The 18,190-nt window shown below is 70.3% G+C and carries 21 protein-coding genes; 7 read left to right on the top strand and 14 right to left on the bottom strand.

All coding sequences use genetic code 11. The annotated features are described in order from the left end of the window. Positions 1–8 precede the first annotated feature (8 nt). Both ACZ7CD_RS23230 and ACZ7CD_RS23225 read left to right on the top strand, forming a co-directional pair. Positions 9–863, top strand: a complete 855-nt coding sequence (locus ACZ7CD_RS23230) for a helix-turn-helix domain-containing protein (RefSeq protein WP_470379660.1) — start codon at positions 9–11, stop codon at positions 861–863. Beyond that, positions 838–1,020: a DUF397 domain-containing protein gene (locus ACZ7CD_RS23225; protein ID WP_470379659.1), complete on the top strand. Its 183-nt coding sequence runs from the start codon at positions 838–840 to the stop codon at positions 1,018–1,020. Before ACZ7CD_RS23230 ends, ACZ7CD_RS23225 begins: the two co-directional genes overlap by 26 nt. On the opposite strand, the gene ACZ7CD_RS23220 is transcribed toward ACZ7CD_RS23225, so the two are convergent. From ACZ7CD_RS23220 to ahcY, 4 genes are read right to left on the bottom strand one after another with little or no spacing between them, the layout of a single operon-like run. Continuing rightward, a complete protein-coding gene (locus ACZ7CD_RS23220) occupies positions 1,017–1,436 on the bottom strand; it encodes an Imm1 family immunity protein (RefSeq protein WP_470379658.1) in 420 nt (139 codons plus the stop codon). The genes ACZ7CD_RS23225 and ACZ7CD_RS23220 overlap by 4 nt on opposite strands. Next, positions 1,433–2,119, bottom strand: a complete 687-nt coding sequence (locus ACZ7CD_RS23215; protein ID WP_360395043.1) for a DddA-like double-stranded DNA deaminase toxin — start codon at positions 2,117–2,119, stop codon at positions 1,433–1,435. The genes ACZ7CD_RS23220 and ACZ7CD_RS23215 overlap by 4 nt, the downstream gene beginning before the upstream one ends. A gap of 9 nt (positions 2,120–2,128) precedes the next feature. Beyond that, positions 2,129–2,575, bottom strand: coding sequence for a hypothetical protein (locus ACZ7CD_RS23210; protein ID WP_470379657.1), 447 nt, complete (start codon positions 2,573–2,575; stop codon positions 2,129–2,131). Positions 2,576–2,626: 51 nt separating this feature from the next. Beyond that, positions 2,627–4,090, bottom strand: coding sequence for an adenosylhomocysteinase (ahcY, locus tag ACZ7CD_RS23205; RefSeq protein WP_458430328.1), 1,464 nt, complete (start codon positions 4,088–4,090; stop codon positions 2,627–2,629). 98 nt (positions 4,091–4,188) lie between these two features. On the opposite strand from ahcY, the gene ACZ7CD_RS23200 reads away from it, so the two are divergent. After that, the gene (locus ACZ7CD_RS23200; RefSeq protein ID WP_360395038.1) at positions 4,189–6,594 is read left to right on the top strand and encodes a hypothetical protein; all 2,406 of its coding nucleotides are present in this window, start codon (positions 4,189–4,191) and stop codon (positions 6,592–6,594) included. 10 nt (positions 6,595–6,604) lie between these two features. After that, positions 6,605–7,129, top strand: a complete 525-nt coding sequence (locus tag ACZ7CD_RS23195; RefSeq protein WP_360395035.1) for a GNAT family N-acetyltransferase — start codon at positions 6,605–6,607, stop codon at positions 7,127–7,129. Here the strand turns inward: ACZ7CD_RS23195 and ACZ7CD_RS23190 are convergent. Then, positions 7,122–7,700 carry a TetR/AcrR family transcriptional regulator gene (locus tag ACZ7CD_RS23190; RefSeq protein ID WP_470375025.1) on the bottom strand — a complete coding sequence of 193 codons (579 nt, stop codon included), beginning with the start codon at positions 7,698–7,700 and terminating at the stop codon, positions 7,122–7,124. The genes ACZ7CD_RS23195 and ACZ7CD_RS23190 overlap by 8 nt on opposite strands. 98 nt (positions 7,701–7,798) lie before the next feature. Between ACZ7CD_RS23190 and ACZ7CD_RS23185 the strand changes: the two genes are divergently transcribed. Then, entirely contained in the window at positions 7,799–8,278 is a 480-nt protein-coding gene (locus ACZ7CD_RS23185) for a DUF2975 domain-containing protein (protein ID WP_360395030.1), read from the top strand. Next, entirely contained in the window at positions 8,278–8,505 is a 228-nt protein-coding gene (locus ACZ7CD_RS23180; protein WP_065916239.1) for a helix-turn-helix domain-containing protein, read from the top strand. Before ACZ7CD_RS23185 ends, ACZ7CD_RS23180 begins: the two co-directional genes overlap by 1 nt. On the opposite strand, the gene ACZ7CD_RS23175 is transcribed toward ACZ7CD_RS23180, so the two are convergent. The 9 genes from ACZ7CD_RS23175 to ACZ7CD_RS23135 form a co-directional block, all read right to left on the bottom strand. Next, complete coding sequence (locus ACZ7CD_RS23175; protein WP_470379656.1) at positions 8,498–9,733, bottom strand: glutamate mutase L; 1,236 nt, start codon at positions 9,731–9,733, stop codon at positions 8,498–8,500. The two genes, ACZ7CD_RS23180 and ACZ7CD_RS23175, sit on opposite strands and share 8 nt — an antisense overlap. A 235-nt stretch (positions 9,734–9,968) precedes the next feature. Continuing rightward, positions 9,969–10,424: a MarR family winged helix-turn-helix transcriptional regulator gene (locus ACZ7CD_RS23170; protein WP_458430323.1), complete on the bottom strand. Its 456-nt coding sequence runs from the start codon at positions 10,422–10,424 to the stop codon at positions 9,969–9,971. A 10-nt stretch (positions 10,425–10,434) separates the two neighbouring features. Further along, positions 10,435–11,934 (bottom strand): amino acid permease, encoded by a 1,500-nt coding sequence (locus tag ACZ7CD_RS23165; protein WP_360395020.1) that lies wholly within the window; start codon positions 11,932–11,934, stop codon positions 10,435–10,437. Between the two features lie 369 nt (positions 11,935–12,303). After that, positions 12,304–13,227, bottom strand: coding sequence for a cation diffusion facilitator family transporter (locus ACZ7CD_RS23160; protein ID WP_470379655.1), 924 nt, complete (start codon positions 13,225–13,227; stop codon positions 12,304–12,306). Between the two features lie 58 nt (positions 13,228–13,285). Next, complete coding sequence (manA, locus tag ACZ7CD_RS23155; RefSeq protein ID WP_360395014.1) at positions 13,286–14,500, bottom strand: mannose-6-phosphate isomerase, class I; 1,215 nt, start codon at positions 14,498–14,500, stop codon at positions 13,286–13,288. A 21-nt stretch (positions 14,501–14,521) separates the two neighbouring features. Continuing rightward, on the bottom strand, positions 14,522–15,586 hold the full coding sequence (locus ACZ7CD_RS23150; RefSeq protein ID WP_470379654.1) for a hypothetical protein: 1,065 nt from the start codon (positions 15,584–15,586) through the stop codon (positions 14,522–14,524). A gap of 5 nt (positions 15,587–15,591) precedes the next feature. After that, positions 15,592–15,792: a Trm112 family protein gene (locus tag ACZ7CD_RS23145; protein WP_360395010.1), complete on the bottom strand. Its 201-nt coding sequence runs from the start codon at positions 15,790–15,792 to the stop codon at positions 15,592–15,594. A 13-nt stretch (positions 15,793–15,805) separates the two neighbouring features. Further along, positions 15,806–17,158 carry a phosphomannomutase/phosphoglucomutase gene (locus ACZ7CD_RS23140; RefSeq protein WP_360395007.1) on the bottom strand — a complete coding sequence of 451 codons (1,353 nt, stop codon included), beginning with the start codon at positions 17,156–17,158 and terminating at the stop codon, positions 15,806–15,808. A 94-nt stretch (positions 17,159–17,252) separates the two neighbouring features. Further along, positions 17,253–17,612, bottom strand: a complete 360-nt coding sequence (locus ACZ7CD_RS23135) for a DUF3499 domain-containing protein (protein WP_197288925.1) — start codon at positions 17,610–17,612, stop codon at positions 17,253–17,255. A 93-nt stretch (positions 17,613–17,705) separates the two neighbouring features. On the opposite strand from ACZ7CD_RS23135, the gene ACZ7CD_RS23130 reads away from it, so the two are divergent. Continuing rightward, the gene (locus tag ACZ7CD_RS23130) at positions 17,706–18,149 is read left to right on the top strand and encodes a metallopeptidase family protein (protein WP_360395004.1); all 444 of its coding nucleotides are present in this window, start codon (positions 17,706–17,708) and stop codon (positions 18,147–18,149) included. Positions 18,150–18,190: the final 41 nt, after the last annotated feature.

Here is an 18,190-nt window from a genome sequence, read left to right as displayed (position 1 = left end):
CGAGTTCCATGAACGGTGACCCGTCCACCCCGTACAGCCGTGACCTCGGTGACGAGCTGCGCCAGATCCGCGAGCAGTGCACGACGTTCCGCGGGCGCAGGATCGCGCGGATGCTCGGGTGGGACCCCGCGAAGGTGTCGAACATCGAGCACGGGAAGGTGCGGGCGAGCGAGATCGACATCGTGCAGTACCTGGGGCGGTGTGGGCGGTCGCTGGAGTTCATCGAGGGGTTTCTGGACCGGTACCGCCGGGCCTTCGACCAGTACTTCGTGCAGGTGCCGACGAACCTGCGCACGATGGCGATGGCCGAGTCGGCCGCGCAGGTGATGTTCACCTACGACTTGACGTACATCCCGGGCCTGTTGCAAACCGAGGAGTACGCGCTTGCGTTGTACGAAGCCCGCGGCTCACTCCCTCCCGAGCTGATCGCGGCGGCCGTTCGCTTTCGGATGGAGCGGCAGACGATCTTGCAACGACCCAACCGTCCCACGTGCACCTTCTACATCCACGAGAGCGCCCTGCGCCTCAAAGTGGGCACGGACGCTGTCATGGAAGACCAGCTCATGCGGCTGCTCTTCCACACGCACATCCTGCGGATCGTGCCTGCCGCAAGTGGCCCTGCAGGCATCTTCCTGGGTAACTACGTGCTCTGGGAGTACGAGAAACGGGGCAGCGTCGCATACACGCATTCCGACCTCGCCAAGGTGTTCGTCCAAGATCAGGTTGGCGTCAAGCGCTGCAAGTCGATCTTTACGAAGCTAGATGCACTCGCCCTCAGTGAGGAACAATCGCGAACGATGGTGGCGGACCTCGCCAGCCGATCGCGGGAGGACCTCAATGGCCGGAAACTGCACTTGGCGTAAGAGCAGCTACAGCAGCGGCGACGAGGTCGACGACAACTGCGTCGAGGTGGCGTTCGCCGAGGTCGTGCGCGTGCGTGACTCCAAGAACGCCGCTGGCCCCGAGCTGGAGTTCAGCGCTGAGGCCTGGCGGGCGTTCGTCAGCGGCGACGAGCGCTAGTCGCCAGCCGCCTGCCACGTCACGCACTTGGGCCGCTTGCCCTCGTTCGCCAACAGCTCCCGCAGAACCTGCCGCACCAGGTCGAGCGGCACCTCCGAGTCGGCGGGGTACTCGTGCGCGGTGCCGTAGTACAGGAAGCGCACACCGTCGGGATTGACCTTCCCGCCTTTGCTGAACCACTCGCCGTCGTCGCCGGCGTAGCGGACGGCACCGAGCCCGGTGGCCTCGTCCACGCCGACCACCAGCTCGTGTGCGGGGTCCTCGTCGGCGGCCTCGTCCACGGCGTAGACCGTCGCCGACCGGTAGTCCGGTCCGGCGTTCAGCAGTTCGGTGAGGAAGCCGTCGATGTCACCGTCGCCGCGCAGGAAGCGCACGCTGGCACCGTGCTTGTACGAAGCCTCCAAGACATAGCTCATCCCTGGGCTTCCTTCCCCCGGTAGGTCCGCTGACCACCTGGCCAGTGGATTGTCACGGTCTGACCCGGCTTGAGGATTCTCGGCAAGAGGCGGTCGCAGGACCACCGGCCCTCGTCACACGGCGCGTTGTTGACGGCGAGCGTAACGCGCATGGACGACAGGGCGCGGAGGGCCGCGGCGAGCTTGACCTCGACGTGCGAAGCGACCCACAGGGTGCCCCTGGCCGGGCCGATCCCCAGCTCCGCCAGCACGCCGCGTGCCTGCTGCCAGTCGTGCTCGCCGCTGACGAGCGGACGCTCCACACCGTCCTCACCGACCCAGATCCCCGACGTCTTGCCGTTCTCCCGAGCGGGGAGCTTGGCGAGCAACGTCGCGCCGGGCGCAGGAACAGGTGCTGCTGGCAACGGTTCGTCGGCTCGACCGCTGCCCTCCAGCCTGTTCGCCACAGCCGTCACACCAGCGTGGATGGTGGTCAACCTGCGCTGCAACGCGTCGATGCCCGCGATCACCTGCGCGAACGTGTCGAGCACCTGGTGGATGTCGGCTTGGCCGCTTCCGGCTGCCGCCCGTTCGATGAGAACGTGCGCTTCCTCGGCGGCGTCAAGTGCGTTGGCGAGTTCGGCGAAGGGCAGCCGTTCCAGGCTTGCGCGCAACGCGGCGATGACGTCTCCGAGCGTTGCCACGCGCGTTCGTCAGCTGAGCTCGTACGGCACCGGCAACCCCATCGCCACCAGGAACCGCGCCGTCTTGACCTCGACGAACACCTCGGCACCGTCGAACGCGTCCACGTCCTCCCCTTCATCCCACGAGAAGGAGTCCGGGTCCTCGTCCTCGGCCAGGAACCCGCGGATCTCCTCGGCCGAAACGTGCCCAGCCCACGCGGCCAGTCCGGCAGCCTCACGCGAGACATCCGTGGGGTCGGACGCGCCGGGGTTCTCGAAGTACGTGCGCGGCGTCAGCCCCAGGTAGGCGACGCCGGTGCCAGGCCCAGCGGGCGCGTAGACGACCGAGGTGATGTCGCTGTCGTGGATGTCGATCCACAGCCACGGCTCGGTCAGCGGCGGCAGTTCGCCCTCGGACAACGTGGTCCAGGAGCCGTTCTCGTAGGCATAGGTGCCGAAGAATCCCACGACGGACATGAAAACAGGGGCCTCCCGCGACCCTGCGCGGGAGGCCCCTGTCAGGGCAGATCAGTAGCGGTAGTGCTCCGGCTTGAACGGGCCCTCGACGTCCACGTCGATGTACTCGGCCTGCTCCTTGGTGAGCTTGGTCAGCTCTCCGCCGAGCGCCTCCAGGTGGATGCGCGCGACCTTCTCGTCGAGCACCTTCGGGAGGCGGTAGACCTCGTTGTCGTACTCCTTGAACTTGGTGAACAGCTCGATCTGGGCGATCACCTGGTTGGAGAAGGAGTTCGACATGACGAACGAGGGGTGGCCGGTGGCGTTGCCCAGGTTCATCAGGCGGCCCTCGGACAGCACGATGATCGTGCGGCCCGACGGGAAGGTCCACTCGTCGACCTGGGGCTTGATGTTGGTCTTGCGGATGCCGGGGTAGCGCTGGAGGCCGGCCATGTCGAGCTCGTTGTCGAAGTGGCCGACGTTGCCCAGGATCGCCTGGTGCTTCATCTGGGCCATGTGCTCGACGGTGACGACGTCCTTGTTGCCGGTCGTCGTGATGACGATGTCGGCGATCGGCAGGACCGTCTCCAGGCGCGCGACCTGGTAGCCGTCCATGGCGGCCTGCAGGGCGCAGATCGGGTCGATCTCGGTGACGATGACGCGGGCGCCCTGGGCGCGCAGCGACTCCGCGGAGCCCTTGCCGACGTCGCCGTAGCCGCAGACGACCGCGACCTTGCCGCCGATCAGGACGTCGGTGCCGCGGTTGAGGCCGTCGACCAGCGAGTGGCGGATGCCGTAGCGGTTGTCGAACTTCGACTTGGTGACCGCGTCGTTGACGTTGATCGCGGGGAACAGCAGGTCACCGGCGGCGGCCAGCTGGTACAGGCGCATGACGCCCGTCGTGGTCTCCTCGGTGACGCCGCGGATGCCCTCGGCGATGTTCGTCCACTTCTTGCCGTCGCGCTCCAGCGACGCGCGCAGCGTGTCCAGGACGATGCCCCACTCCTCGGAGTCGTCCTCCGAGGCCGACGGGACGACACCGGCCGCCTCGTACTGCACACCCTTGTGGACCAGCAGCGTCGCGTCGCCGCCGTCGTCCAGGATCATGTTCGGGCCCTTGCCGTCGGGCCAGGTGAGCATCTGCTCGCAGGTCCACCAGTACTCCGGCAGCGTCTCGCCCTTCCAGGCGAAGCAGGAGACGCCCTTGGGCTCCTCCTCGGTGCCGTGCGGGCCGACGACGACGGCCGCGGCCGCGTGGTCCTGGGTCGAGAAGATGTTGCAGGAGGCCCAGCGGACCTCGGCGCCCAGGTCGACCAGCGTCTCGATGAGCACGGCCGTCTGGATGGTCATGTGCAGGGAGCCCGAGATGCGGGCGCCCTTGAGGGGGTGTGCACCGGAGTACTCGCGACGGAGCGCCATGAGGCCGGGCATCTCGTGCTCCGCCAGACGGATTTCCTTGCGGCCGAACTCGTGGAGTGACAGGTCGGCCACAGCGAAGTCGATGCCGTTGCGGGTCTGCAAGCGGTCCGCGGTCATTGCGAAGTCCTCCAAGGCACTTCGGAGAGGGTGTCGTGCGACCATACCGCCCTCACGATGCACCACTATGACCTCACGTCGGGTGAGGGAGGTCTGGGGTGTTCATTGCGGGCCCCGACACACGGGTGGTCGAACTGCGGGTGCACGGTGTGCAGGGGACGACGCCGCAGACGCTGGTCGACGCCGTAGCGGCCGTGGACGTCGCCGGAGACGGGCTGGGGCGCATCGTGCGCCCCGCCGACAGACTCCGCAGGCCCGCGCCCGGTCCCGTGCTCCAGACGGAGAGCCGGTCCGTGCCCCGGGTCGTCGAGGGCTACCTGTGGGGCGGGATGACGTCCGGTGGTGTGGCCAAGGCCACGTGGGCGCTGCTCTTCCCGTTCAGCATCGCCAACGTCGCCCACTGGATGCTGCCCCCCGTTCCCGATCAGAACCTGCCGGCGCACCTGCTGGGGCTCGGTCTGCGGTCGTTGCTGCGGGTGTTCGCGCTGCTGCTCACGGCACTGCTGATCGCGCAGGTCTCGGTGGTGAGCCTCGACCTGCTCGCCGCGCAGTGCCTGCGTCCCGGCACCGGCTGCCTGACCAGCATTCCGGCCGAGGCGCGCACCTTCCCCTGGTTCCGGGCGTTCCTAGGACTTTTCCCAATCATCGCGTTGCTGGTCGTCATGCGCCGGATCTCGCACGTCGAGTGGCGGATCGAGCGCCGCGAGATCGCCGAGGCGGAGAAGGAGGAGCGGCAGCCGTCCTCCGGCCTGCCCGGCGCGCACGTGGCGACCGACCCGGACACGCCGGCGCTGCGCTCGCTGCACGTCGTGATGGGCCTGGCGACGGCCGCGCTGATCGCGCTGGGTGGGCCGTTGCAGCAGCTCACGGCCTCGGGGCCGATGGGGGTCGCGATCACCGCGGCGTGGGTCGCGTCGCTGGTGTTCATCGGGTTGTGCCTGGTCAGCGCGTTGCTGCTGGACGACCCGACGGGCGGCGCACCCCACCGCGGCGGGCGGTGGTTGCGGGCCGCGTTGTCGCGCAGGCCGCGCCGGGTGTTCCTCGCGCTGGCGGCGGTGCTGGTGCTGGTCACGCTGGGTTTGCAGGAACAGCTGCCGGACCGGGTGCCGGGCGCCGACGTGACCGTGCAGGTGATCGCGCTGCTGATGGCGTTCGTGCTCGTGCTGTTCGGGCTGGTGCTGGTGCCCGCGGCGGTGCTGGCCCGCGGGACGTGGAAGGACCTGCCGCGCGAGCTGCGGCCGTGGGCCGGTGGCTGGTTCGCCGCGCCGGTGCTCGCGGTCGCGGGGCTGCTGGGTGGCGGGTTCGGTGCCGGGATCGCGCTGCCGGTGCGCAAGGCGCTCGGCGAGGAGCTGCACCTGCCGGTCGGGTACGGCTACATCACGCTGCTGTGGGGTGTGGCGGGCGCGTTGGCGTTGCTGAGCACGTTCGCGGTGGCGTCGTTCACCGGCGCGGTGCGCTGGCGGGCGTTCCGCAAGGGCAAGCTGTGGGCGCGTGAGGCGTCGTTGCTGCACTCCGGCCGGATGCGCGACCTGCGGGCCGCGACGCGGGCGTGGTGGTGGGCGCGCTGGGAGCGCAACCACGGCCACCACCTGATGATGATCGTGGCGTTCGTGCTGGTCACCGGTGCCGTGATCGCGACCGTCCTGCGGGTGCGGGACGTGCCGCTGGCGGCGTGGACGCGGCCGTTCTCGGCGTTCGGCGTGGGCGTGCTCGGCCTGCTCGCCGTGTCGCTGCTGCGGGCGGTCTACCTGGCCGCGCGGCAGCCGGAGTCCGGGCGGCGGCTCGGGATCATCGCGGACATCGCGCAGTTCTGGCCGCGGGAGGCGCACCCGATCGTGCCGCCCTGCTACGCGCTGAAGGTCGTGCCGGAGCTGGTGTCGCGGGTCGAGGACCACCTGCGCGACCCCGGCACGCGCGTGGTCCTGTGTGGACACTCGCAGGGCTCGCTGCTCGTCGCCGTCGCGGCCGCGCGGCTGCTGGAGTCGCTGCCGCCGCAGGACCGGGAGCGGATCGGGCTCGTCACCGCGGGTTCGCAGCTGCAGTGGGCCTACCCGCGGGCGTTCCCGGCGGTGGTGCCGCACGCGTCGCTGGCGCGGCTGGCCGGTGGGCTCGACGGCCGCTGGCGCGCGTTGTGCCGGGGCACGGACCCGCTGGGCGGTGCGGTGACGACGTGGCGGCGGCAGGTGTTCGACGGCATGCTGCTCGGCGCCGGCTACCGCGAGGACGGGTCGGAGGGCGCGCTGGCACCGGCGTTGCGCGGGCCGACGGGAGCGCTGGTGCTGGGCGGCGACCACTGGCTGCCGGACCCGCAGCGGGGGCCGTTCCCCGGCCGGCGCTGGCGGTCGGGCGTGTCAGCGCACTCCGACTACACCTCGGACCCGGAGTGGGACCGGGCCGTGGCCATCGCGGCGGGGCTGATGCGGGTGGACACGCCGGAGGCGCCGTCGCTGCCCTTCGCGCGCAAGCCGAATATCGGGTCGCGGGACACCCTCGGCGGCTCATAGTGTCGCGGTCATGCTGACCGGGGATCTCGTGCGCCTGCGTCCCGTCGAGCCGGAGGACGCCGACGCGTTCTACCGCTGGCACAACGACGAGGACGTCATGCGCTGGTTGCAGAGCTACTTCCACGAGTCGCTGGCGGCCATCCGCAAGCGCTTCGCCGACCGCCAGGAGAACCGGCACGACAAGGTCACCCTGTGCATCGAGACGCTCGACGAGGGCCGGCTCATCGGCGTGGTCGCGCTGCGCGACGCGGACCCGGTCAACGCGCGGGCCGAGGTCGACATCTACATCGGCGAGAAGGAGTACTGGGGCGGCGGCTACGGCACGGACGCGCTGCGCGCGATCTGCCGGTACGGGTTCGACACCATGCGGCTGCACTCGATCGAGCTCGGCGTGGTCGAGGCGAACGAGCGTGCCGTCAAGTCCTACAAGAAGGTCGGCTTCCAGGTCGACGGGCGGTTGCGGCAGTCGTTCTACCGCGACGGCGAGTGGCATGACTCGTTGCTGATGTGCGTGCTGCGCGACGAGCTCACGTGAGGGCGGGCGCGAGGTGGCCGATCGCCTCGCGCAGGTGCTCCTCCACGGTCGCCGCCGGCACCACGACCAGGCCGGACGGCCGCACGTCCACCCACCGCCGCACCGCCAGCCTGGCCGCCGCCGACACCGCGGCCGCCAGCACGGCCGCCCCGAGCGGGTCCTTGCCCAGCCGCTGCTCGATCACCTCGGCGATCGGTGGTTCCACCGCGGTGACCGAGTCGAGGTAGGCCTCCCGCAGCGACGGCGTAGAGGTGACCAGCGCGAGCGCCTCCGACGGCGGCTCCCGGTACTGGGCGGCGAACGCGGCGACGATCGAGTCGACCAGCGGTTCGTCGGCGGGCCGTTCCCGCAGGGCCGCGGTGACCTGCAACGCGCGCGTCGCCGTGATGCCCGCGACGATCGCGTGGTCGCGGCTCGGGAAGTAGTTGTTGTAGGTGCGCGGTGAGACGTTCGCGGCCTCGGCGATCTCGTCGACCCGCACGTTGTCGACGCCCTTGTCCAGGGCCAGGCGCAGTGCGGCGGCCGCCAGCGCCGCTCGGGTCTCGGTCTTCTTGCGCTCACGCAGTCCCACGGCGATCACTGTAGAGACCTGCCGGGCCATCGGGGACACCTGTTGCAACACGATCACTACCGATTGACTTTCGATAGATGGCTACCGATACTCGATGCATGATTGCTGAGCGTTGGGCGGTGACCGCCCTGCGGGTCTTCCTCGTGGTCCTGTTCGGGATCCTGGTCGTGTTCGAGACGATGTCGTTGCCGGGCCAGTTCCGGCACATGGCGGAGACGAGTCCGAACGACGCGCACCTGAGGTGGCCCGCGACGATCATCACGGTGTTCTGGGTGGTGTGCGTGCAGGTCGTGGTGGTCGCCACGTGGAAACTGCTCACGCTGGTGCGCAAAGATCTGATCTTCACGGAGGCCGCGCTCAAGTGGGTCGACGTGATGATCTGGGCGATCACGGCGGGCTGGGTGGTGCTGGTGTCGGTGTTCCTGTGGGTCGGTTTCAACGCCGACGACCCCGGCCTGCCGATGTTGCTGTTCCTGCTGACGACCGGCGTCACGGTGGTGGGGCTCGTGATGGTCGTGATGCGGGCACTGCTGCGGCGGGCGACGACGTTGCGCACCGACATGGAAGCGGTGATCTGATGGCCATCGTCGTGCGCATCGACGTCGAGCTGGCCAAGCGCAAGATGAGCGTCGGCGAGTTCGCGGAGAAGGTCGGGCTGACACCGGCCAACGTCGCGGTGCTGAAGAACGGCCGCGCGAAAGCCGTGCGGTTCAGCACGCTCGAAGCCATGTGCCGGGTGCTGGAGTGCCAGCCCGGCGACCTCCTGGAGTTCGTGGACGAGGACGCCGAGGAGCTCCTCAGCTGAGCCGCTTCGCCAGTCGGTCGGCGGCCTCGTGCCGCCCCGACTGGGCGAGCAGGCCCACCGGTGCCAGCACGTAGTCGCGGTCCACGGTGATCTCCGCGGTCCGCAGCACGGGCCGCAGCACCGGGTCGCCGCGCAACGCCTCCTCGACCGGCGTGATGTCGGCCATGTGCCGGAACACACCGCCGGACAGCACGAGCAGGCCCGCGCCGTGCGGGCCGAGCTGGCCGTCGACCTGCCGCAGGTGCCTGCGGACGGCCAGGATCGCGGCGAACGACGCGAGCTTCGTGTCCACGGCCGGGTCCTCCGGCAGCCAGCCGACGTCCTCGGCCCGCCGCTGCGCCTCCGCGGTCAGGTCCTCGGTGGTGAGGCGTTCCGCGTGCGCCTCCTTGACCACTCCCGGAGCGGACCAGCGCATGCCGAGGTCGCCCTCGACGGTGCGGCGGTCCGGTGGCAGGGCGACGGTCCGCTCCACGCCCTCGCTGTCCGCTGTGGACACCGCGGAGTAGACGTCCGTCGTGGCACCGCCGACGTCGACCACGAGCACCGCTCCCTCGCGGTCCTGCGCGGCCAGCCGGGACACGCCTCCCAGCACCGCGTCGGGGGTGACGGCCCGCACCAGCCGCCGGAACCGCGGGCCCCTCGACAGGCCCTTGCCGCCGATGACGTGCTGCAGGAACGCCTCCCGGATCGCCCGGCGAGCGGGTTCGGGGGCGAGCCTGCCGACGTCGGGCAGCACGTTCGGGCAGGCGACGACGGTCCGGTTGTGCAGCAGCCGCAGCGCTTCCGGCTGCGCCTCGACGTTGCCGGCCAGCACGATCGGCACGGCCACGCGGGCCAGCTTGCCCGCGTTGTGCAGCAACACCGACTGGTCGCCGCCGTCCGTGCCGCCGACCAGCAGCACCAGGTCGGGTGCACTCGCACGCAACGCCTTCACGTCCACCGGCCCCGCGCTGACGTGCACGACCTTGGCGCCCGCGCTCAGCGCCACCCGGTATCCGGCCTCGGCGCTGACCACGCGTTCCTGGCCGACGACCGCCAGCCGCAGCCCGCCACCGGCCGACGAGCACGCGAGGACCTCACCGTCGCCCACGCTCGCGCGCAGTGCGTCGACGCCCCGCAGCACCTCGGGTGGGGTGGTCGGGTGCTGTCCCGTGCGGACCAGCTCGCCCTCCTCGGTGACGAGAGCGGCCTTGGTCCAGGTGGAACCGACGTCGAGGCACAGGATCACGAGGCAAGCTAACGCACCATGAAGCTCCCGCCCAAGGTGATCCTCGAAGGCACCCGTCTGACCGGCAAGACGGACCCGGCCGACGCGCTCAACGAACACCCCCGCCTCGTCGGTCACCGGAAGTACCGCTACCACTCACCGCTGAGCTACTGCTCGTGGATCGTCGACCGGTTCCACCTGTCCACAACGGCCTTCCAGGCTTGGGGCGTCGGAGGCACAACGTCTGCCGACGTGCTCAGTTGTCGGCCTTCTCGTGCACGACCTCCATGAGCTCGCCGAGCTGCGCGAGCTGGTCCGGCGTGAAGAGGTCGACGAGGTACTCGCGCACGGTCTCCACGTGACCGGGCGCGGTGGTCGTGAGCAGCTCCCGTCCGGCCTCGGTGAGGACGGCGACGATGCCGCGCTCGTCGGACTCGTGCGGTTCGCGCCGCACGAGCCCGCTCTTCTCCAGCTTGCCGATCTGGTAGGTCAGCGAGCTCTTCGACACGACCACCCGCCGGGCCAGCTCGGTCATCCGCATGCGGTTGCCGGGCTGTTCGGACAGCACGACCAGCACGTTGTACTGCGCGTGCGAGAGCCCCGCGTCGCGCTGCAGCTGCTGTTCGATCTGCCGTTCGAGGAGGTGGTACGCCTGGACGAAGTGGTGCCAGGCGTACGTCTCCTCCTCGGACAGCCACCGCGGGTTCGCCATGGCTCGCAGATTAGTTGGTGGGCGTCTTCTGGTTGCCCTTGGCGAGCAGCGAGTTCCGCCGGCTGTAGATGAAGTAGGCACCGACACCGAGCGCCATCCACACGAGGAACCGGATCCAGGTGAACACGGTCAGGTTCAGCATCAGCCACAGGCAGGCGAGGATCGCGAGGATCGGCACCAGCGGCACGAGCGGCACCTTGAACCCGCGCGGCAGGTCCGGCCGGGTCTTGCGGAGCACCAGCACACCGGCGGACACGAGGATGAACGCGAACAGCGTGCCCACGTTGACCATCTCTTCGAGCGTGCCGATCGAGGTGAAGCCGGCCGCGATGGCGACGACGATCCCGATGATGACCGTGATCCGCGTCGGCGTGCCGTGCTTGCCGGTCTTCGCGAGCCCGCGCGGCAGCAGCCCGTCGCGCGACATCGCGAACAGCACCCGGCTCTGGCCGAGCATCAGCACCATGACGACGGTGGTCAGACCCGCGAGCGCACCGACCGAGATGACGGTCGCCGCCCACGTGACCCCGTTCTCGGCGAACGCACTGGCGAGCGTCGCACGCGACCCGTCGGCCTGGGTCTTGAGCTTCTCGTAGGGCACCATGCCCGTGATCACCAGCGACACCGCCACGTACAGCACGGTGACGATGGCGAGCGAGCCGAGGATGCCGCGCGGCACGGCCTTCTGCGGGTTCTTGGTCTCCTCCGCCGTGGTCGCCACGACGTCGAACCCGATGAACGCGAAGAACACGAGGCTCGCGGCCGCGAGCAGCCCCAGCGTGCCGTACGAGCTGCCGCCGAAGCCGGTGATCGCGCTCAGCAGCGACTGGTCGACCCCGCTGTGCGCACCGCCACCGGTCTCCGCGGGAGGGATGAACGGCGTGTAGTTCTCCGCCTTGATGTACTGGACGCCCAGGATGATCACCAGCAGCACCACGGCCACCTTGACCGTCGTGATGACGGTGCTGACCCGCGAGCTGAGCTTCGTGCCCACCACCAGCAACGCCGACAGCGCACCGATCAGCACCACCGCGCCCCAGTCGAACTGCAGCGGCCCGAGCGCGACCGTCGTCTTGACCTGGACACCGAGCTGCGCCAGCACCGTCTGCAGGTAGATCGACCAGCCCTTGGCCACCGCGGCAGACCCGAGCGCGAACTCCAGCACCAGGTCCCAGCCGATGATCCACGCCGCGAACTCGCCGAACGTGGCGTACGAGAACGTGTACGCGCTCCCCGCCACCGGCACCGTGGACGCGAACTCCGCGTAGCACAACGCCGCCAGCGCACACGCGATCGCCGCCAGCACGAACGCCAGCGACACCGACGGCCCCGCCAGGTTGCCCGCGGTGCTCGCGGTGAGCGTGAAGATGCCGGCACCGATCACGACCGCGACACCGAAGACGGTCAGGTCCCAGGCGGTGAGCTCCTTGCGGAGCTTGGTGTCCGGCTCGTCCGTGTCCGCGATCGACTGCTCGATGGACTTCGTGCGCCACAACCCGTTGCCCGGCACGATCGATACCTCCTCAATGGAACGCGTTCGGCCCACCCTAGAGGTATCACCAGGTGAGATGCCCGCAGCTGTGTTCGGACGTTGTCAGGACTTCCGTGCTTCCCGATCCCGAACGCGGCGAAACCCGCCGCGGCGAAGCGAGACGGGTTCCGGAGGTGTTCGAGGTTTTCTCGGGCGGTTCCGCGGTGAGCAGCTTCCCCGCCGAACGCCGCGATCGTCCGCCTGGGCGGAGAAGGGGAGTCACCCAGGCACCCTTCTTGCCCGGTTGGCTCCCCTTCTCCGGCCTGGTTCGCAGTGCGACCGCACAAGGCCCGCTCACGGCGAAGCCCGCCCCGGCCGAGACCGGGACGGGCTTCGACTGCACAACCGTCAGGCGCTGGTGACCGTCGTCCGGTCCAGGTCCGGCTCCAGGTAGATGAGCCGCGCGTGCGGCACCTTGCCCCGCACCCGCTGTTCCGCGTCGTTGATGGCCTGCGCGACCTCGTCGAGCGGGAGCTGCGGCTCCAGCGCGATCTTCGCCGCGACCAGCAGCTCCTCGGGGCCGATGTACTGGGTCTTGATGTGGATGACGCGCTGCACCTTGCCCGCGGCGAGCTCGTCGCAGATCACGTCGAGGTCGGAGTCGGAGGCGCCCTCGCCGATCAGCAGCGACTTCATCTCGATGATGAGGATCACGGCGATGATGCCGAGCAGCACGCCGATCGCGATGGTGCCGAGCGCGTCGAAGACCGGGTTGCCGGTGACCATGGTGAGGCCGACGCCGAGCAGTGCCAGCAGCAGGCCGATGAGTGCGCCGAGGTCCTCCAGCAGCACGACCGGGAGCTCCGGGGTGCGGGAGTTGCGGATGAAGCCCCACCACGAGGCGTCGCCCTTGATCTTCTTCGACTCGTTGATCGCGGTGACGAAGCTGTAGGACTCCAGGCCGATCGCGACGACGAGGATGCCGACCGCCACGAGCGGGCTGGTGAGGCCCTCCGGGTGCTGCAGCTTGTGGATGCCCTCGTACAGCGCGAAGACCGAGCCGAGGGTGAAGAGCATCAGCGCCACCACGAACGACCAGAAGTACCGGTCGCGGCCGTAGCCGAACGGGTGCAGCCTCGTGGCCCTGCGCTGGGCCGTCTTCTGCCCGAGCAGCAGCAGGCCCTGGTTCGACGTGTCCGCGAGCGAGTGCACCGACTCGGCGAGCATCGACGACGAGCCGGTGATCAAGAATCCGGTGAACTTGGCCACCGCGATACCGGCGTTCGCCAGTAGCGCTGCGACGATGGCCTTGGTTCCGCCCCCTGCTGACACGCCTGTCTCCTCGCACCTGTCCCGGCCGGAGCCGGTCCGCTTTGTCCGGTCGTGAACCTTAGTCCGTTCCCGCCGTGGCGCGGAAAAGTTGAGCGGATTCAACACCATCCGGTCGAACGAGCACCGCCGGGTCCGACGCGGGCAGCCACACGGACTGGCCGCGGGTCAGGGTCAGCTCCTCGCCGCGGGAGTTGGACAGCACCGCGGCGCCGTCCGTGCAGATCATGATCTGCGGGCCGTCGTGGTCGAGCCGGGTCTCGCCGGTGAGGTCCAGGCGGGACAGCTCGAACTCCGGCGCGGGCGTCCGGTAGACCCGCACGCCGGGCGCGACCTCCTCGCCGGTCGACACGGGCATGTCGCCGCAGGCGAAGTCGAGCACGCGCAGCAGCTCCGGCACGTCGACGTGCTTCGGCGTGAGACCGCAGCGCAGCACGTTGTCCGAGTTGGCCAGGATCTCGATGGCGGTGCCGCGCAGGTAGGCGTGCAGGTTGCCGGCGGGCAGGTGGATCGCCTCGCCCGGCTGCAGCACGATGCGGTTCAGCAGCAGCGCGGCCAGCACCCCCGCGTCACCGGGGTAGGACTCGCCCAGCTCCAGGATCGTGCGGCACTCCAGGTCGAACTCGCCGCGCTCCTTCACGTGCAGCACGCACGCGTCGAGCACCTGCGGCAGCAGCGACGAGAGCGACGTCTGCGGCAGCGTGATCAGCATCGTGAACAACGCGCGCAGGCCCGACGAGTCGGGCTGGGCGACGAGCATCTCGGTGTACGGCGCGAGGTCGGGTGCGTCGAGCGACCGCAGCAGCGCCGCCGTGCGGTCGGGCGCCCGGAAACCCGCGAGGGCGTGGAACTCGGTCAGCGCGCAGATCAGCTCCGGCTTCGCGGCCGGGTCCTTGTAGTTGCGCACCGCGGCGTCGCGCGGCACGCCCGCGGCCTCCTCGGCGGCGAAGCCCTCGGCGGCCTGCGCGGCGGACGGGTGCGCCTGCAGGCTGAGCGCCTCCTCGGCGGCGAGCACCTTGAGCAGGAACGGCAGCCGGCTGCCCCACCGGTCGGTCAGGCGCCGTCCGAGCTGGGCGTCGGGGTCCGCTGTCAGCAGGTCGAGCAGCGAGTGCTCGGTGCCGTCGGCGCCGACCACGCGGGACGGGTCGCCGGGGTGGGCGCCCATCCACAGCTCGGCTTCGGGATGAGGTGCGGGCACCTCCTTCCCGAGCAGCTCTGCGATGGCCGTGCGTGATCCCCACGCGTACGGCCTCACCGCGTTGTGCAGCAGGTCCACTTCTCGTTCAGCTCCCCAAACTCAGTACGGGTTGCCGCCGAGCGTTCCGGCGGCCAGCCCGAGGTACAACGCGGCGAGCTCGAAGCGGAGCGCGAGCAGCGCGGCGCTGACCGCGTCGCCTCCCGCCACCACCTCGACCGCCGGTTCGAGCACGTCGGCACCGGGCAGCGCGTCCTCGGCGGCGCGCCGCAGCGCCTCGGCCACGGGGCCCTGGCGCACGGCCAGCAACAGCACGCGGACGAGTCCACCGGTCTCGTCGTCCGGGTCGGCGAACAGGTCCGCGTCGGAAGTTCCCTGCACGGCCCGCCGGTGCAGCACCGGGCGGGTCAGTGCCTGCGGATACCCGGCGACGTCGGAGGCAACCCCGGCGAACGCGGCCAGCACGCCCGCGCCGTGCACCCCGACGGACGTGGCGACGTCGTCGAGGCCCCACAGCAGCGGCGTGCGGTCGGCCACACGCAGGGCCAGCGACTTCGCCGGGTTCACGAACGACTCGTGCACCGGGTGGTTGCGCTCGGCCTCGCGGTCGAGCTCGTCGGCGATCAGGTCGACGTCCACCTTCAGCAGGCCGAGCGAGCCCAGCACCGTGAGCCACGCGGTGAGCGCGCGGTGGAAGCTGAAGCCCGGCGGCACGTCCACGCGCGGCGGCAGCAGCACCGCCCTGCCCGCGGCCGCGGCGGCGACCGGGCCGGAGTCCGGCGCGGTCACCAGGGTCCGCGCGCCCCTGCGGGCGGCGCGGTCGATCGACTCGGCGAGCACCCGGTCACCGGGGTCCTCGGTGTGCGCGAGCACGACGTCGAGCGCGCCGACCCACGGCGGCACCTCGTCGGACACCACGACCGGCACCGAGCACCCCGGACCGAGCAACGCCACGACGACGCCCGCCACCGCGACGGCGTGACCGGGCCGGGTGACCAGGACGACCGCGCGGGGGCGTTCGGCGAAGACCCGGTCCACCCCCGCCTCGGCCGCGGCCTCCGCAGTGGCGCGCACCTGGGCGCCGGCCCGTGCGGCGGCACGCAGCCAGCCGCCCGTGTCGGCGTCGGCGAGGCGGCTCGAGTCGTCGAGCAGCGTGTCGTCGAGCACCTACGTCACCCAGCCGACGGCGGCTCGACCGCCTCGTCGAGCAGCAGGACCGGGATGCCGTCGCGCACCGGGAACGAACGGCCGCACGCGGTGCACGTGAGGAAGTCCGCCTCCGGGTCGTCCGGCGTCCCGAGCCGCAACGGGGCGTGCTCGGGGCACGGGCAGGCCAGGATGTCCAGCAACTGCTCTTCGAGCTTGACGGCCACTTCTGTTCTCTCCTCAGCCCCGCACGATCGCCAGGACCTCGTCGCGCAGTGCGGCGACGGCCTCGGCGTTGGCGGCTTCGACGTTCAGGCGCAGCAGCGGCTCGGTGTTCGAGGCCCGCAGGTTGAACCACGCGCCGTCCGGCAGCTGCACGGTGAGACCGTCGAGCTCGTCCAGCGCGACGCCGTCCCGCGAGCCGAACGCCTCCTTGATGGCGGCGATGCGACCGGCCTGGTCGGTGACCGTGGAGTTGATCTCACCGGAAGCGGAGTAGCGCTCGTACGCGCTGGTCAGCGCGGAGAGGGGGCCGTCCTGCTCGCCCAGCGCGGCCAGCACGTGCAGCGCGGCCAGCATGCCGGTGTCGGCACGCCAGAAGTCGCGGAAGTAGTAGTGCGCGGAGTGCTCGCCACCGAAGATGGCACCGGTCTTGGCCATCTCCTCCTTGATGAACGAGTGGCCGACGCGCGTGCGCACGGGCTTGCCGCCGTGCTCGGTGACGATCTCCGGGACGGCGTGCGAGGTGATCAGGTTGTGGATGACCGTGCCGCCGGGGTCCTTGGCCAGCTCGCGCACGGCCACGAGCGCGGTGATCGCGGACGGGCTGACCGGGTCGCCGTTCTCGTCGACGACGAAGCAGCGGTCGGCGTCGCCGTCGAACGCCACACCGGCGTCCGCGCCCTCGGCCTTGGTGCGCTCCTGGAGGTCGACGATGTTCTTCGGGTCGAGCGGGTTCGCCTCGTGGTTGGGGAAGCTGCCGTCGAGCTCGAAGTACATGGGGACGACCTCGACGGGCAGGCCCTCGAACACCTGCGGCACCGTGTAGCCGCCCATGCCGTTGCCCGCGTCCACGACGATCTTGAGCGGGCGGATGGTCTTCAGGTCGACCAGCTGGTTCAGGTAGGCCGCGTACTCGACGAGCATGTTCCGCTCCTCGAACGTGCCCGGTTCGACGCCCTCGGCGTCGGGCACCTGGTTCTCCGCGTCCTGGCGGATCTGCGCGAGACCGGTGTCCTGGCCGACCGGGCTCGCGCCCGCGCGGCAGAGCTTGATGCCGTTGTACTGCGCCGGGTTGTGGCTCGCGGTGAACATCGCGCCGGGCAGGTCGAGCTTGCCGGAGGCGAAGTACAGCATGTCGGTGCTGGCGAGACCGATGCTGATCACGTTGACGCCCTGCGCCTGCGCGCCCTCGGCGAACGCCCTGGACAGCTCGGGCGAGGAGTCGCGCATGTCGTGCCCGATCACGATCGCGGGTCCGCCGACCAGGCGGGCGAAGGCCGCCCCGAAGTCGCGAACCACACCGGCGTCCAGCTGTTCGCCGACCACCCCGCGGATGTCGTACGCCTTGACGATGCCGGACAGGTCACGCACGCCGCACACTCCCGAAACTCGCTCTTGACGGCCACTGCCAGGGCAGCCTACCGGCGAGCAGATCAGCGACGCGTGTGGTCGTGGGTTGAGTGGCTCAGTCCTCGTGCGGATCCGGAAGAACGCGCAGGTGACCGCGCCGCTGGGTCCCCGCCGGGACCTCGGGCAGCTTCGGGGTCACATCTGCTCGTCCGGCCTCGCGCACGGCCTCGGCAAGCGCCGTCAGGTCGTCCACGCTCGGCTCGGGGGCCGCGAACTCACCCTGATGCCTCACGACCTCCCAGCCGCGCGGCGCCGTGAGCCGCATCGCGTGCTCCTCGCACAGGTCGTAGCTGTGCGGTTCGGAGTACGTGGCGAGCGGTCCGACGACTGCGGTGGAGTCCGCATAGGCGTAGGTGAGCGTGGCGACAGCCGGGTTAGCACACCCGGTTCGCGAGCACCGTCTCACGCTCCGCACGATCCGGGACGATAGCGCGTCCACGCGGGGCTGTGTGTGAGGCACGCTGTGTTTGCTCCCGCGGGACAGCAACTAGGCTGCTGGGTTGTGGTGATGGCACGGGGTTCACGGCGGCAGGATTCGCCGCGTCGGCGCAGTCGCGACCGGCACGGCAGGGGCCTGCGCGGTCCGCTCTACCCGGCCACCCTGCCCGCGGCCCGCTCACGGGCGGAGCGCTTCGACGCTCTGGTGATCGAGGCGCTGGAGCCCATCGAGGCCCGCTGGCGCACCGAGCTCACCCAGCTCGACGTGGCCGTCGACGACGTGCCCGACGTGCAGGTGGAGGGCGAGGACGGGGTCGTCGAGGACGGCAACGTGCCGCTCGCGCGCCTGCTGCCCGCGGGTTCGGACCAGCGCGCCCGCATCGTGCTGTACCGCCGGCCGCTGGAGGCCCGCGCGAAGGACGGCGCGGACCTCGCGGACCTGGTGCACGAGGTGCTGGTGGAGCAGGTGGCGAACTACCTCGGGCTGGACCCGGACGTGATCGACGAGGGCTGAGGCCCCGCCGACTGTCGGACCCCGCGACTAGAATCAAAATC

This window comes from Lentzea sp. NPDC036949, from assembly GCF_055608075.1.
The sequence above is the reverse complement of the archived record's forward strand: the minus strand, read 5'-3'. Positions and strand labels throughout refer to the sequence as shown.

Bases quoted from the DNA above. Each gene is read 5' to 3' on its own strand.
- ACZ7CD_RS23225 (WP_470379659.1), top strand. From the start codon at position 838: ATGGCCGGAAACTGCACTTGGCGTAAGAGCAGCTACAGCAGCGGCGAC.
- ACZ7CD_RS23130 (WP_360395004.1), top strand. From the start codon at position 17,706: ATGGCACGGGGTTCACGGCGGCAGGATTCGCCGCGTCGGCGCAGTCGC.
- ACZ7CD_RS23185 (WP_360395030.1), top strand. From the start codon at position 7,799: ATGATTGCTGAGCGTTGGGCGGTGACCGCCCTGCGGGTCTTCCTCGTG.
- ahcY (WP_458430328.1), bottom strand. From the start codon at position 4,090: ATGACCGCGGACCGCTTGCAGACCCGCAACGGCATCGACTTCGCTGTG.
- ACZ7CD_RS23195 (WP_360395035.1), top strand. From the start codon at position 6,605: ATGCTGACCGGGGATCTCGTGCGCCTGCGTCCCGTCGAGCCGGAGGAC.
- ACZ7CD_RS23230 (WP_470379660.1), top strand. From the start codon at position 9: ATGAACGGTGACCCGTCCACCCCGTACAGCCGTGACCTCGGTGACGAG.
- ACZ7CD_RS23180 (WP_065916239.1), top strand. From the start codon at position 8,278: ATGGCCATCGTCGTGCGCATCGACGTCGAGCTGGCCAAGCGCAAGATG.
- ACZ7CD_RS23220 (WP_470379658.1), bottom strand. From the start codon at position 1,436: ATGAGCTATGTCTTGGAGGCTTCGTACAAGCACGGTGCCAGCGTGCGC.
- ACZ7CD_RS23170 (WP_458430323.1), bottom strand. From the start codon at position 10,424: ATGGCGAACCCGCGGTGGCTGTCCGAGGAGGAGACGTACGCCTGGCAC.
- ACZ7CD_RS23210 (WP_470379657.1), bottom strand. From the start codon at position 2,575: ATGTCCGTCGTGGGATTCTTCGGCACCTATGCCTACGAGAACGGCTCC.